This window comes from Variovorax sp. ZS18.2.2 (assembly GCF_024701975.1).
Lineage (GTDB): Bacteria > Pseudomonadota > Gammaproteobacteria > Burkholderiales > Burkholderiaceae_C > Variovorax.
The window spans coordinates 402,367-416,434 of the sequence record NZ_JANLNM010000004.1 but is presented as its reverse complement, the minus strand read 5'-3'; the positions used below and the strand labels follow the sequence as shown (position 1 = coordinate 416,434).

The 14,068-nt window shown below is 65.3% G+C and carries 12 protein-coding genes; 4 read left to right on the top strand and 8 right to left on the bottom strand.

The genetic code is table 11. The features are described 5' to 3' along the window. Nucleotides 1-12 precede the first annotated feature (12 nt). Nucleotides 13-2,178 (top strand): DUF2235 domain-containing protein, encoded by a 2,166-nt coding sequence (locus NU688_RS18815; protein ID WP_257862311.1) that lies wholly within the window; start codon nucleotides 13-15, stop codon nucleotides 2,176-2,178. Nucleotides 2,179-2,242: 64 nt separating this feature from the next. Here the strand turns inward: NU688_RS18815 and NU688_RS18810 are convergent, their stop codons facing one another. The 4 genes from NU688_RS18810 to NU688_RS18795 form a co-directional block, all read right to left on the bottom strand. Further along, complete coding sequence (locus NU688_RS18810; RefSeq protein WP_257862310.1) at nucleotides 2,243-2,737, bottom strand: DUF2147 domain-containing protein; 495 nt, start codon at nucleotides 2,735-2,737, stop codon at nucleotides 2,243-2,245. 139 nt (nucleotides 2,738-2,876) lie between these two features. After that, on the bottom strand, nucleotides 2,877-3,935 hold the full coding sequence (locus tag NU688_RS18805) for a DUF3396 domain-containing protein (protein WP_257862309.1): 1,059 nt from the start codon (nucleotides 3,933-3,935) through the stop codon (nucleotides 2,877-2,879). Between the two features lie 71 nt (nucleotides 3,936-4,006). Beyond that, a complete protein-coding gene (locus tag NU688_RS18800; protein ID WP_257862308.1) occupies nucleotides 4,007-4,432 on the bottom strand; it encodes a hypothetical protein in 426 nt (141 codons plus the stop codon). Between the two features lie 4 nt (nucleotides 4,433-4,436). Next, complete coding sequence (locus NU688_RS18795) at nucleotides 4,437-4,676, bottom strand: hypothetical protein (RefSeq protein WP_257862307.1); 240 nt, start codon at nucleotides 4,674-4,676, stop codon at nucleotides 4,437-4,439. Between the two features lie 466 nt (nucleotides 4,677-5,142). Between NU688_RS18795 and NU688_RS18790 the strand changes: the two genes are divergently transcribed. Then, nucleotides 5,143-6,843: a carboxylesterase/lipase family protein gene (locus NU688_RS18790; RefSeq protein WP_257862306.1), complete on the top strand. Its 1,701-nt coding sequence runs from the start codon at nucleotides 5,143-5,145 to the stop codon at nucleotides 6,841-6,843. Between the two features lie 128 nt (nucleotides 6,844-6,971). Continuing rightward, nucleotides 6,972-7,313, top strand: coding sequence for a hypothetical protein (locus tag NU688_RS18785; protein WP_257862305.1), 342 nt, complete (start codon nucleotides 6,972-6,974; stop codon nucleotides 7,311-7,313). Here the strand turns inward: NU688_RS18785 and NU688_RS18780 are convergent. From NU688_RS18780 to NU688_RS18765, 4 genes are all read right to left on the bottom strand, one after another. Beyond that, nucleotides 7,298-7,915, bottom strand: coding sequence for a hypothetical protein (locus NU688_RS18780; RefSeq protein ID WP_257862304.1), 618 nt, complete (start codon nucleotides 7,913-7,915; stop codon nucleotides 7,298-7,300). The genes NU688_RS18785 and NU688_RS18780 overlap by 16 nt on opposite strands. A gap of 161 nt (nucleotides 7,916-8,076) precedes the next feature. Further along, nucleotides 8,077-8,853 (bottom strand): class I SAM-dependent methyltransferase, encoded by a 777-nt coding sequence (locus NU688_RS18775; protein ID WP_257862303.1) that lies wholly within the window; start codon nucleotides 8,851-8,853, stop codon nucleotides 8,077-8,079. Continuing rightward, on the bottom strand, nucleotides 8,850-9,392 hold the full coding sequence (locus NU688_RS18770; protein ID WP_257862302.1) for a GNAT family N-acetyltransferase: 543 nt from the start codon (nucleotides 9,390-9,392) through the stop codon (nucleotides 8,850-8,852). The genes NU688_RS18775 and NU688_RS18770 overlap by 4 nt, the downstream gene beginning before the upstream one ends. Before the next feature lie 5 nt (nucleotides 9,393-9,397). Beyond that, on the bottom strand, nucleotides 9,398-10,000 hold the full coding sequence (locus NU688_RS18765) for a helix-turn-helix domain-containing protein (protein ID WP_257862301.1): 603 nt from the start codon (nucleotides 9,998-10,000) through the stop codon (nucleotides 9,398-9,400). 130 nt (nucleotides 10,001-10,130) lie between these two features. Between NU688_RS18765 and putA the strand changes: the two genes are divergently transcribed. Beyond that, nucleotides 10,131-13,877: a trifunctional transcriptional regulator/proline dehydrogenase/L-glutamate gamma-semialdehyde dehydrogenase gene (gene putA, locus NU688_RS18760; protein ID WP_257862300.1), complete on the top strand. Its 3,747-nt coding sequence runs from the start codon at nucleotides 10,131-10,133 to the stop codon at nucleotides 13,875-13,877. Nucleotides 13,878-14,068 lie beyond the last annotated feature (191 nt).

Here is a 14,068-nt window from a genome sequence, read left to right as displayed (position 1 = left end):
GGAGCACATTTCATGAGCATGACGATTCCTGTTGATTCCGCACTGAATCCCGCATTGGGCCGGACCCGCAGCGGGGAACGCCCCCTGAGCAATCGGGAGCAATTACAGCGGGCGGCCGCGCATTGCGCAGCCAATCCATCCGGTCCGTCGCCCGCGTGTACAGGCTGTGTGTTCATAGGCATGTTCTTCGACGGCACCGGCAACAACGAGCAAAAGGATTACCTCGATCAAGTCGGTACACCACGTGAGATGCGGCACAGCAATGTAGTTCGGCTCTATCACGCGCATCCGGGGCCGCTATCTATCGCAACCAATGGGTACTACCGCTACTACATCCCTGGCCTCGGCACCCCCTTCCCTCAAATTGGAGATGTCGATGGCGAAGGTGACGAGAAAGGCAGCTTGACTCAGAAGTGGCACACGCTCATGCAGCAACTGGGCTCCATCGGCGCGATGAACGGGGCCCCTCGCATCGTGTGGGGTTTGACTCGCATCTTCAATGCCATCAATCGACATGTTCACGGAGATGATCTGATCGACGATGCAACGGCCAAGGACCTGGCGGTTTCGTTCTTCGACATGATGCTGCCGCAGCCCGTCATCGACATCCGCCGCCGAGAATCGCTCAAGGAATACTGGCAAGGCAAGCTCAAAGACAAGCTCGCCCATCAGCCTGTCAAGCTGAACCTGATCACCGTCAACGTGTTCGGATTTTCCCGGGGGGCAGCCGAAGCGCGGACCTTCGTCAACTGGCTGTATGAAATCTGCAAGCAAAAAGACGGCGGCTACCTTTTTGCAGGCATCCCGATTCGAGTGCAGTTTCTGGGCCTCTTCGACACCGTGGCGTCGGTCGGCGCAGCGGGTCTCTACACCTTCATCGAAGGTCGCGCGGGTTGGGCCGACGGCAGCATGCAGATCAACCCTGGCGTGGAGCAATGCGTGCACATGGTCGCAAGCACCGAGGTGCGCGCCTGCTTTCCTCTGGATTCGGCGCGCGTCGGCAGAAGCTACCCTGCCAATGTGGTGGAGTACGTTTATCCAGGCTCGCACTCGGACGTGGGTGGCGGCTATAAGCCCGAGGCATTGGGCTGCAAGGATTGGGGCAATGAGGACGAAGACCTACAGTTGGCCCGAGTACCGGGCTACGAGATGTATTGCGCAGCGCTGGGCGCCGGAGTGCCTTTTCAAACCACCTTCGGTCGACAAAAGATCGCGGGAACCGGCTTCGGACTTGGCGCATTTCCACCACTGAATCAGATGATTGCCAAGGCTCTCAAACCCTCCCCTGCCACAGTCAAGGCATTCGACGCCTACTACCTGAAGGCCAACATACAAGCCGGGCCCGTGGAAGACATGGCGCGGCAACACCTGAGCCTGTATTTCACCTACCGTGTGCGCCACAGCGACTGGCGGACCTCGCCAGCCATGAAGCAGTCCCTCCGAACACCCAATGGCTCGCTCGGCTCCTACAAGGATGAACCGCGCACCTTGTGGAAGACGCAGCTCGCCTTGATCTTCGTGATCGCCTCGCTCTGCGACGAAATTCAGCGCCGCATTCAAGCAGGCGGCACCGAAGACGAAGTGCTGCGGCAACGCTACGACGCTTTCGCCGAAGTAAGAGACAGCACGGTCAAGGGTCTGTCGGAGTGGTGGCCCGGCAGTTCCGTTCATGCGCTGGTCGGCTCTGCCATGAGCGGGTTTTCCACTCGCAAAGGGTTGATGGAGCGCAACCTGCGCGAAGAGGACTTGCAAAGAGCCATCGGCAAGGCAAAGAAGGCGCCGCTCTATCTGGCCGAGTGGCGCAAGTTTCTGGCTCAGGCGACACAAGCCGAAGTGCGCGATATCGTCGTCGAGCGCGACGGTGTTCGTTTGCTCGAAGCCATCCAGTCGCAGCCTGTGCCCGGCGAGGTCGCGATATTCTTCGACGAACTGGTGCATGACAGCATGGCCGGATTCATCGGATTCGGAATGCCCGAGTTCGAGACGAACGGCTACGGCATTGCCAAATTTCGTCGCACATTCTTCGGTGATGACGGAGATGCCATGCTGCGCGATGAGGCCGAGCGCGGCAACAAGAGGCGCGCCTCGGCACTCGATGCGAAGCGCGCCAAGGACCGGGCGCAACGTGCCAAGTGGGAGGGGGAAGCCGCCGGATTTCGGGGAGCAATGCCGCGCTGACGAGTTGGGATCGCGAAGCCGGGATGCGCGCGAGAGCGGAACTGGCGAGCGCTGGCACCCGCGTTCAGTTCGACGCAACCCGCCCCCAGCGCTGCGTCTTGCCGAACAACGGCAACCCGACATACGCATGCAGCAGCAGTTCGCCCGCCGCATTGCCGGCCGTGCTGACCGACATGTTGCAGCTATAGGTCTTGCCGTTCTCGCGGTTGTAGATCTGGCCGGCCCATTCGGTGGGTGGCCGTGCGGAGTCGGCAGTGGCATCGACGGGTGCGAAGTCCTTCAGCAGCGTCATGCCCAGCACTGGGCGGTTGTCGGCGGCCTGCATGTCGCCGCCGCCGGGCGCCATCGAGCGGTTGCCCAGGACCTTGGTGACGGTGCCGCACAGCGCGGCGCCGCAGGGCGCGACCTCCACTTCGAGGTTGCCGTTCGCGGTGACCCAGCGACCGCGCGGATCGGAGGAGGCGGATGAAGAAGACTGCGCCTGCGCGGCGAAGGCTGTGGCGAACAGCAGGACAGCGCCGAATGCGCGGCCTGGACGATGAAACGAGGAAGTGGTCATGGCGGGTTTCGTGTCGAGTGGATGGAGCGCTCATTCCATCGCGACAGGCGCCTTCATATGTGTCGAGACACACACTGAATCGTCGTGTTCCGTATCTGGCGGGGCGCCAGACAAAGTGAGATACAAATATCTCCGCGCTTCATTCGCGCAGCGCCTCGAACCACCGGCCGTCGTAGAAACGACGCTCCCACAACAAGCTGGAATGGGCCGCGCCGCTGCCGAACACCGGCTCCCGCGGCCAACGCACGCTGGGGCAGCCTTCGCCGAAAGGCTTCAGCCTGCGGCCGAGCGCGTGATAGAGCGGCAGGAGCGCGTCGTCTTCGTCCTTCTGACCGGTGATCGGCCGCTCGCCCAGCTGGAACAGCACGGCCCTGTCCGAGACATCCGCCTCGATGGCGCGCGGCAAGCCTTTCAGCAGGCGCTCGGCGCCGCCCAGCACCGACAGGAACGGCTCGCCCACCAGCGTCAGCCAGTTGATGCCGCAGATCCACGACCGCCCCAGGTCGTGGTCTTCATTCGGGAACCATGCGCGCAGCGGCGATGGGCAGACATCGATGGCCGGGTACTTCCGTGCGACCGGCAGCAGCAATGAGCGCGGCGGCTCGTTCCTGTCGAAATGGCTCGAAGTGGCCATACCGTAGCCGGCCAGCGCCGTGCGCACCGGCAGACCGAGCATCGCGGCCTTGAGGGCGGCGATGTCGAGCTCCTGCCTCTCGAAGGAAGAGACGGGAATGGTCGCATCGACCTGAACCGACCGGGCAACCCGGAAGCGAAAACCGGTGGGGCCCCTGTCGTGCAGCCGCGCCGTCCTTCCGCTCTGGAAGTCGAAGCCGATCCAGTAGCGCTCGTAGTTGTCGACGACCCGCTTCAGGTGATGGAAGGGTTGCCAGTCCGCGCGGGTGACCGTCGTTCTCTTTCGTGGATCGGCCACGGCCTCCTCGATCATCGTCAGGCGTTCGGCGTCCCGCTGCAGGATGGGCTTGAACACCTGGAAGAGCCGGTCATAGGCCTGTACATGGTCCAGCGGGTGGGCCTCTCTCAACGCGCCCTGGGCGCTCAGCCGGAAGGCCGGTGTCGCCACCCCGCCGAGCTCCTTCAGGCTGCCCGGATCGCTCGCCTGGAACAGGCCATCCGACGGCCATCCGGTCCGGTGTATCGCGTCGGCACCGGCATCTTTCAGGAGAACTCTGGATGTCATGGATTTCGCCCGGTCGGTTGCTGTTGTCCGTTGACCCTCGCGTTCATCCACGCCTTGGTGAACCGGGCGCGCTACCGCCCGAGGAACTGCCCGCGCGCGGCGTTCCGCGCCGGCCGCCACACCGTCGCCAGCGGCGGCTGGGTGCGCAGCGCGTGCTGCACCGTGGTCAGGGTTTCGAAATCCACAGGCGCTTCCGGGTCCGGTTCAGATTCCGGAGCTGCGTACGCCCAATCCGATGTCGCCTGTTCCACCCGCGCATCGCCGCTCTGCGTGCGGCGAAAGCGTGCGATCTGGTTGCTCGGCGCGCCTTCGTTGATGCGATCGACATGGCCGCGGCGGCGCAGATAGCCCACGGTGTTCATCAGCATGACCATCGGCAAGCTGGTGTCCTGCGCGAGTTCCGCGTACGTGGTGCAGAGCCCGATGGCGGCGAGCACGCGCAGCATCCTTGCGTCCCGGCCCATCGCCGCATTCGCTTCACGCGCGGTGTTGTTCATTCACTCAGTTTGCAAACTTCACCACGGGCGCATCGTGTCGCGGGTGAAGGGCTTCGCGCGACGGGCGCTCGGACCTGGGAGCGTCCCAATACGTCTGCACTGCATGGACCACGCGCTCCTCGGTGCGGTACATCGCCGCGTCGGTCGATGGCACCCAGAAACTGGCGGCGAGCATCGCAAGACCGATGAGGATCGTCGAGCCGAACACGACGACCCCGACGACGTGTCCGGTGGAGTAGGTCATTTTTTCGCTTTCCTTGGCGCTGAAGAAGAAGCGTCGTCCATTGCGTCGGCTGTGCCGGACAGCGTCAATGCAACCCGCCCGCAGGCACGCCCGATGTACAGGCCCACCCGCACAGGGTTCGACACGTGGACGACGTTCGAACTATGGGCCTGCGAGTCGCGCCAGAAAATGATCGCGGTGACCTGAAACCATACAAAAAGGGACAGCCTTCATCGTTGCTGCGCGCATGTGTGGAATCGTTCCGGAACGAGATGCGCTCGGGCGTTCGCCTGCTCGGTAAATCCGACGCCAACGACGACGGGCAGTGCAGTTGTCCGTTTTCGCATCGTTCGAGGCCGCCGCGATCATTCCCAAGCGCAGCGCTCGCACCCATAGTCCGACGCGGTATCCGTGTCGTTCGACACCTCGGCAGTCGACAACCAAGACACCGCCTTGCTTCCTGCCGAATCCACATGGGAGACAACTCGTGAACTTCAGATATCTGTCACGCGTCGTGCGTCGCGCCTCGGCGCTTGGCGCCGCGGCGGTTATTGCGGCTTTCGCAACGGTCTCGGCGCCCGCGATGGCCGCCTACGACCAGAGCCTCGTGCGCTCGCTGACCGACGGCCCGATCAAGGGCAAGGCGGCCGCCAACGAGACGCAGGCATTCCTGGGAATCCCCTTCGCCAAGCCACCGGTCGGTGATCTGCGCTGGCGTGCGCCACAGCCGCCGGACAAGTGGAGCAGCGAGCGCGATGCCACGCAGTTCGCCAGCATGTGCGCGCAGATTGGCGGCCTGTTCGGCGAGCCCGACCCCGACACCTTCGGCAAGCTGGTGGGCAGCGAAGACTGCCTTTACCTGAACGTGTGGCGCCCGAACTCCCGCGACGAGAAGCTGCCGGTGTTCTTCTGGATCCACGGCGGCGGCAGCATCATGGGCTCGGCGCGCGAGCCCATCTACGACGGCGCCTACCTCGCACACCAGGCCAACATGGTGGTGGTGACAGTGCAGTACCGCCTGGGCATGCTCGGCCTGCTGCGCCATCCGGCCCTGAGAACTGGCAACAAGCTGGACGATTCGGGCAACTTCGCCACGCTCGACCTGGTGCGCGCGCTCGACTGGGTCCGGGGCAACGCCGAAAAGTTCGGCGGCGATCCCGGCCTCGTGACCGTGGCCGGGCAGTCGGCAGGCTGCTTGAACACCTGGGCCCTGCTGCAGTCGCCGCTGGCCGAAGGCAAGCTCCATCGCGCGTTGTGCATGTCGAACCTTGCGTCCGTCTCCAAGCCGATAGACGGCGAGGCAAAAGCGGAAGAGCTGATCAACCGCCTGCTGATCGATACCACCCGCGACTTGGGCGAGGCCATCAAGCAACGCGTGGTCGTGAACCTGCTCCCTTCAGGTATCAACTCCTACCTGCTGCGCAAAGTCGGCGCAGAGCAGATCATGAGACTCACGGTCGGGGGACCGCTGACAGACTCGGTCATGCCCGGCCCGTACGCCGACGGCACCGTGATCCGCTCCGGCAGCACGGATGACAACCTGGCGAAGGGCAACTACAACAAGGTACCGCTGATGATCGGCTCGACAGGCGAAGACGCCAGCAGCACGGCCTTCTGGGTGGACTCGATGGGTCCGAGGTGGATGGTCCAGCCGACGCAAAAGGAGTTGTGGAAGCTGATCAATGAAGGAGACCCCAGCAAGGTGGCCTCCGGTCAACTCATCAAGCCCGGACTGAGCCAGGGCCTCTTCGCAATGGCAACCTGGGCTGGGACCACCGCCCTTAACAAGTTGATCGACGACCAGATCCGAGTGCTGACGCCGAAGAACGACAACATCTACCGCTACAGCTACAACTGGAAAGACATTCCCCAACCGTGGAAGGACACTTTCGGCGCCTTCCACAACAGCGACCTGGCGGCACTGTTCGGCAACTTCGTGACCGACGAGCCGAGCTTCATGCGCTTTGCCTGGACCGCGGACAACGCCGTCAGCCGCAAGGCGCTGTCGGACAAGTTCATCGGCTACGTGGCCAACTTTGCCCGCTACGGCAAACCGTTCGGGCAGTTCGACGGTTTCGAGCTGAAGTGGTGGTTTCCGTGGACGGACACCCATTGCCCAGGGCTGTGCCCCAAGGGTCCCACGCGGATGATCTTTGACAACAACCTCCGCGTGTCGAGCGACAACTGACCTCTGGCCGCCTTGTCTCAACGGGTAGCTCGTCCCAATGAGGCAAAGCACGTTTGTCCGTTTTCATATCGATTGTGGTCACTTCCATCATTCCCAGGCTGGACTCTGAAACCTAGAGTCCAGCCTGGATGAACGCCTTCAAGACCGACTGCGAACCCCGCATCGAAATGCGCCCGGGCAGCCTCCCGCACGCCCGGACACTGACGCTTGCCTTCGGGCGGCGCGTCTTCTCGCGGGTGAGCGCTCGGTGGATGCAATCCCAAGCGTTCTGGATCGGTCTCTCGCTCGCGATGCCGATCGCGGCGCTGGTCGCGTGGTACCTCTTCGACAGCCGCAGCTTCGGCACCTGGATGCGCAGTGAACGGGCGGGCTGGCTGGTGCTGGCGTCCGTGGTGCCGGTCGTCTTGCTGTATGTCGTGAGGCTCGCGATGCTGATGCGCGAATGGAGACCCGGTCAGCGCCCGCCTTGAGGCACCTGCCCGGCGTACCCCGGCTGCGTGGCAGCCAACTGCCGGGTGAACTCGTCCCGGATCTCGGGGGCGATCTGGCCGACCTCCGACAGCAACTTGGCCACGACCACCGCTTCGTTCGGACGGAGCCCGCCCTGCGCCACATGCTCGGGAAGCCGCTTGAGCACTTCATAGGCTTCCTGCCGCCGCTCTTCCTCGCTGAGGCTCGGCAGCAGTTCGCCCAGGGTGTTCATGCGGTCGCGGTAGCGTGCGAGCCCGACCTGCCGGGCCACCTCGTCCTCGACAGGCTTGCCGGCGCGCGCCAGATCGCGCCGCAGTTGATCGACATCCAGCTTGCGTTCGAGCGGCCCTGCCGACATGAGGTAGGGCGAGGCGCCCGGCGCAAACACCTTGTACTCGGGTGCGCGCCGCGCGAGCACGACGCTGTCGCCGGCCGGCACGGGCTTCGTGCCGACCGTCGTCGCGGTGCTCGGCGCCGCAACGACGGGTGCCTGCTCGGCGCCCGGCTCCGCGAACAGCAGCCACAGCACCGCGGCCGTCATCACGCCGCCCACGAGGGCGATCAGCCTCGCGCCGGTCAGGAAACGAAAACGGGAACGCATGCGAATCTCTCCCTGTCTGGTTTGTCCATTCGACACGCGGTACGAACGACGACGCCAGCATAGGAAAACCCGCCGGGTCGGGAGCGCGGGTATGCCCTCGCTTCTGTCTCGCCCCTGACAGATTCGGACCCGGATTTCTCGGATGGGGCCTGGCCAGCACCCTATGGCTTGCTGGCCTCCAGCCAGAACAGCTTCTGCCGCATCGTCAGCGGCCCATGGTCTTGAATGCGCTCGTGCAATCGCTCCAGCGCGGCGCGGCATCCGTCGATGGTGAATTCGGGGCACACATAAGGCACGTGCTTCAGGTACCAGGCAAACGCGCCGATGTCATCGAACGACAGCACTTCGGCGCCCTCTTCGCCTTGCTCGATGACCAGGCCGGCAAGCGTGAGCTGATCGACCGCAGTGTCCAGTTGCCATCGCGGCAACGCGGGCATGCGCAGGTCCAGCAGCGCGTAGCAATCGGCATTGAAATCCGATGCGACCTGCTGCGTGACGAAGTGCCCGCCCGCCGCAAGGATGCGGTGCACGTCGTTCGCAACGAAAGACTCGTGGCGATTGACGACCAGATGGAATGACGCATCCGCGAACGGCAGCTGCGCCTGTTGCTCTTCGCCCTGCGTTGCGTTGTCGTCGGCGCCTTCGACCTCGACCACTTCGACACCCAGCGGCGCAAGGCGCTCGCGCGCGACGGCGACATTGGGCGCCCAGCCCTCGGTCGCAACGGTGCGCGCCGGACGATGCGCCAGTCGACTCAACCACTCGCCACCGCCCGTGCCCATGTCGAGCATGTCGAGCGACCGGCGCGCATGCCGCTCGACTGCAGCCTCGAAGTTCCATGGCGTGGCGGTGGTGGTGATGCGGCCGTCGCACGACAGGTCCCATCCGACCAGCGGCCGTGTATCCGCATCGCGCAGCAGTTGCTCGAAAGCGCTCACGCGCGCGCCTCCAGCGCGCGATAGAAGAAGGTGGTGCCGCACGGCTCACCCTCCGGCAGCAGCGCGAAGCCGGGGATCACGCCCACGCGCTGCCAGCCCATGCGCGCATAGAGCCGCTCGGCCTCGGCGCTCGATGTGTCTAGCACCAGCAGCGTCTTGCGATGTTCGTGTGCCGCATCCTCGGCCGCCTGCATCAGCAGCGCGCCGATGCCCCGGCGCCGCGCCCGGCGGTACACGAGCATCTTCGAGACCTCGGCGCGGTGCGGCTGGTTCTCGGGCTGGTCGAGCACGAGCTGCACCGTACCCAGCAGGCCCTCGGCGTCTTCGGCCACGAGCAGCACGCGCTCGCCGCGCGCCACGCCGTCGGCCACCTTGCGCCAGAACGCGAGGGCGCGCTCGCGCGTGATCGGCAGCATGAAGCTCACCGACGCGCCGCCCTCGACGCAATCGATCAGCAGGTCGGCCAGCGCGTTCACCTCTGCATCGATCACGGTCGACAGGGCACGGATGAGGGGTACTTCGGTCGTTGTCGTCGTCATGTCATTCATCTCCAGGAGGTGGGTGCCGTGGTGATCACGACGGCATAGCGCGCGGTCTTGCGCGTGGGGTTGTGATAGCTCATCGGGTGGTCGAGCGTGAGCGCGAGGCAGTCGCCCGCATCCAGTTGGTGGAGGTCGTCGCCCACGGTGACTTCGATGCGGCCTTCGAGGACCCACACCTGCTGGTGGATGCGCGGCTCGCGCGCGCCGGTTTCGTAGGCCACGCGGGCCTTGGGCGGAAAGTTGACCTCCACGATCTGTATCGGCGAGATGGCGCCGCCGGGCGAGACGTTCCGCCGCACATAGCCGGAGTGCGGGTCGCGCCACTGCAACTGGTCGGCCAGCCGCGACACGGGGCTGGCGACAGGCTCGGCGTCGTCGAACAGCGAGGCGAGCGGAACGCCGAGGCCGGTGGCGAGTTTTTCGAGCAGCACTGCGGTAGGACTGCTCTCTCCACGCTCGATCAGAGAGATCATCGAGCGGCTGACGCCGCAGTGCGTGGCCAATGCATCGAGCGACAGGCCGCGGGAGGCGCGAAGCTCGCGCACGCGCTGGGCGATACGGTCGTTGAGGGTGGTGGTGGCCGGGGGTGGCGTTGATTCCGTCATATTGGATTAAATATCCATTAAAAGGGAAACCACGTCAACCCGTCATTTACTCAGTGAAGCGGCCATTCTTCGAACGAATATTCGTCAAAGAGATTGAGATCATTCAACAACTCACCAGCACGGATTCGACATGAGCGCCAACAACCCCGACCCTCTGCCTTCCTCGTTCATCGATTTCGCCGACGGCCTGACCCCGCCTTCGGCCTTGCGTGCACCGATCACCGCCGCCTACCGACGCCCCGAACCCGAGGCATTGCCGCCCCTTCTCGAACAGGCGCGCCTACCGGCCGGGCAGGCCGAAGAGGCGCATGCCCTCGCTCACCGAATCGCCGAGCAGTTGCGAAACCGCAAGAACGCCGCTGGCCGCGCCGGCCTCGTGCAAGGCCTGCTGCAGGAATACGCGCTCTCCTCGCAGGAAGGCGTCGCGCTGATGTGCCTGGCCGAAGCGCTGCTGCGCATTCCCGATGCCGAAACGCGCAACGCGCTGATCCGCGACAAGATCGCGCACGGCCAGTGGCAGTCGCATGCGGGGCGCAGCCCCTCGGTGTTCGTTAACGCCGCGACCTGGGGCCTGCTGCTCACCGGAAAACTCGTGGCCACGCACAGCGAGACGGGTCTCTCCACGGTCCTCACGCGCCTGATCGGCAAGGGCGGTGAGCCGCTGATCCGCAAGGGCGTGGACATGGCGATGCGCATGATGGGCGAGCAGTTCGTCACCGGCGAAACCATCGCACAGGCGCTGGACAACGCGCGCGAGCTGGAGGCCGAGGGCTTTCGCTATTCGTACGACATGCTCGGCGAAGCGGCGCTCACCACGGAGGATGCCAAGCGCTACCGCATCGCGTACGAAGACGCGATCCATGCGATCGGCAAGGCCTCGAACCACCGCGGCGTGTATGCCGGCCCGGGCATCTCCATCAAGCTCTCGGCACTGCACCCGCGCTACAGCCGCGCGCAACACGCGCGTGTGATGGACGAGCTGTACCCCGTGCTGCGCGCGCTCACACTGCTCGCGCAGCAATACGATATCGGCATCAACATCGACGCCGAGGAAGCCGACCGCCTCGAACTCTCGCTCGACCTGCTGGAGCGCCTGTGCTTCGAGCCGGCGCTCGCGGGCTGGAACGGCATCGGCTTCGTGATCCAGGGGTACCAGAAGCGCTGCCCCTTCGTGATCGATTTCGTGATCGACCTTGCGCGCCGCAGCCGGCATCGGTTGATGGTGCGCCTCGTGAAAGGCGCGTACTGGGACAGCGAGATCAAGCGCGCGCAGATCGAAGGGCTCGAGGGCTACCCGGTCTACACGCGCAAGGCCTATACCGACGTGTCGTACCTCGCCTGCGCACGCAAGCTGCTCGACGCACCCGAGGCGATCTACCCGCAGTTCGCCACGCACAACGCGCACACGCTCGCCGCGATCTACACGATGGCGGATCCGTCGCGCTACCAGCCGGGGCAGTACGAATTCCAGTGCCTGCATGGCATGGGCGAACCGCTGTACGAGCAGGTGGTCGGGCCGCTCGGACGGCCGTGCCGCATCTACGCGCCCGTGGGCACGCACGAGACGCTGCTCGCATACCTCGTGCGGCGGCTGCTGGAGAACGGCGCCAACACTTCGTTCGTCAACCGCATCGCGGACCCGACGATTCCGCTCGAAGCGCTGGTGGAAGACCCGGTCGCGACGGTGGAACGCATGGCCTTGACTGAAGGCGCCATCGGTTTGCCGCACCCGGCCATTGCATTGCCCGCCGCGCTCTACGGCAAGCAGCGCATCAACTCGCAAGGCATCGACCTCGCGAACGACGACAGCCTGCGCATGCTGGGTGAAACGCTCCGCGCCACGGCCACCCACCCATGGCGTGCAGAACCGCTGCTCGCCGAAGGCGGATCAAGTGACAGAGCCTCCCCACAATGGGCCGATGTGCTGAACCCCGCAGATCATCGCGACGTCGTCGGGCAGGTGCGCGAAGCCACACTGGCCGATGTCGAATCGGCCGTGACACAAGCCAAAGGCATCGCAACGACATGGGCAGCAACGTCGCCCGCAGAACGCGCCGCCCTGCTCGACCGCGCAGCCGACCTGCTTGAAGCCCAGCAACCCCGCCTGCTCGGCCTGCTCGCACGCGAGGCCGGAAAGACCTATGCCAACGCCATCGCCGAAGTGCGCGAGGCGGTGGACTTCCTGCGCTACTACGCGGCGCAGGCACGCACCGATTTCTCCAACGACACGCACCGCGCGCTCGGGCCGATGGTGTGCATCAGCCCATGGAATTTTCCGCTCGCGATCTTCACCGGCCAGGTGGCCGCCGCGCTCGCGGCCGGCAACCCGGTGCTGGCCAAGCCCGCGGAGCAGACGCCGTTGGTCGCCACCGAGGCGATCCGCGTGCTGTGGCAGGCGGGTGTTCCGCACGCGGCCGTTCAACTGCTGCCGGGCCGCGGCGAGACCGTGGGCGCCGCGCTGGTCGCGGATGCGCGCGTGCAAGGCGTGATGTTCACCGGCTCGACCGAGGTCGCGCGCATCCTGCAGAAGACGCTGTCGACAAGGCTCGGCGCGAATGGCGCGCCCGTGCCGCTCATCGCCGAGACCGGTGGGCAGAACGCAATGATCGTGGACTCGTCCGCGCTGATCGAACAGGTCGTCACCGACGTGATGGCCTCGGCCTTCGACAGCGCCGGCCAGCGCTGCTCGGCGTTGCGCGTGCTGTGCGTGCAAGAGGAAGCGGCCGACCGCCTGATCGAGATGCTGAAAGGCGCAATGGCCGAGAGCTGCCTCGGCAACCCCGCGCGGCTGGCCGTGGACGTGGGCCCGGTGATCGACGCCGAGGCCCGCGACAACATCGAGCGCCACATCGCCACCATGCGCAGCCGCGGCCGCCGCGTCTACCGGCAAGGCCGCGAGTACGCGCACGACACGCGCCAGGGCACTTACGTGATGCCGACACTCATCGAGCTCGACAACATCGCCGAGTTGCAGCGTGAGGTGTTCGGACCGGTGCTGCATCTGGTGCGCTACCGCCGCCGCGACCTGGGCGCGCTGGTCGGCCAGATCAATGGCACGGGCTATGGGCTCACGCTGGGCGTGCACACGCGCATCGACGAAACCATTGCGCAGATCGTGGAGCATGCGAAGGCGGGCAACGTTTATGTGAACCGCAACATCGTCGGCGCGGTCGTGGGCGTGCAGCCGTTCGGCGGCGAGGGCCTGTCGGGCACAGGGCCGAAGGCGGGCGGGCCGCTGTACATGTACCGCATGCTGTCGAAGCGGCCGGACGATGTGCTGGTGCGTGCGATCGCGGATGCGGACCCGGGCAACACGTCGCAGACACATGCCGCGCTCTCGGCCTTGGCCCGATGGGCCAACGAAACGAACCGCAGTGCGTTGGCAACGCAATGCCAACGCTTCGGCGAACTCTCGCGCTCGGGCAGTTCGCGCACGCTGGCCGGTCCGACGGGCGAGCGCAACGTGTACACGCTGCAGCCGCGCGAAGCCGTGCTGTGCCTGGCCGATGCGGAAGCCGACCGGCTGGTGCAACTGGCGGCCGTTCTATCGGTGGGAAGCACCGCGATCTGGCCTGCGGATGCCGGCGCACAAAGCCTGCGCGCATCGTTGCCAGTCGAGGTGCAGCAATCGGTCGCCGTTGCGAGCGACTGGACTTCGGAGACCGTGGTCTTCGACGCTGTTCTTCATCACGGCGATGCGACGGGCCTGACGGGCGTCGTGCATCACATCGCGTCGCGGCCGGGGCCGATCGTCGGCGTGCGCGCGTTCGCTCCTGGGGATACGGGCATTCCGCTTGAAAGCCTTGTGGTCGAACGTGCTTTGAGCGTCAATACCGCCGCTGCCGGGGGCAATGCGAGCTTGATGACCATCGGCTGAGGCCGTTGTTCAGGGCGGGTGCACAGGCCGCCGGGTACTCCCCTCCGCGAATGTCCCCCGCTTCGCTCCTCCTTTATTTCGCTGCGGGGAGCACCCGACGCCCTGCGCACTTGGGCACGCTGCTGGTGCGCGGCCGATCAACGACCGCTCTGAAAACACTCGCGCTGATGGTGGGTTCTGTTTCGCGAAAT